The sequence below is a fragment of the Pedobacter jeongneungensis genome (assembly GCF_000633455.1).
GTDB lineage: Bacteria > Bacteroidota > Bacteroidia > Sphingobacteriales > Sphingobacteriaceae > Pedobacter > Pedobacter jeongneungensis_A.
The window spans coordinates 1-284 of record NZ_AYMG01000065.1 but is presented as its reverse complement, the minus strand read 5'-3'; the positions used below and the strand labels follow the sequence as shown (position 1 = coordinate 284).

1 pseudogene is annotated in these 284 nt (G+C 58.1%); it reads right to left on the bottom strand.

Features of this window, described 5'->3' with window-relative positions:
• Window positions 1–284, bottom strand: a pseudogene (locus U859_RS30795) (collagen-like protein); the annotation flags it as partial.

Here is a 284-nt window from a genome sequence, read left to right as displayed (position 1 = left end):
TGAATGCCCTGAAGACCGGTATCGCCTTTTACACCAGGTAGGCCCTGTGCTCCGGTAAATCCCTGCAGGCCGGTTGCGCCGGTATCTCCCTTATCCCCCTTCTCTCCGGTTTCACCTTTGTCGCCTTTTGCTCCGGCTACGCCCTGGATTCCCTGCGGACCAGCTGCACCAGTTTCTCCTTTTTCACCCTGAATGCCCTGAAGACCGGTATCGCCTTTTACACCAGGTAGGCCCTGTGCTCCGGTAAATCCCTGCAGGCCGGTTGCGCCGGTATCTCCCTTATC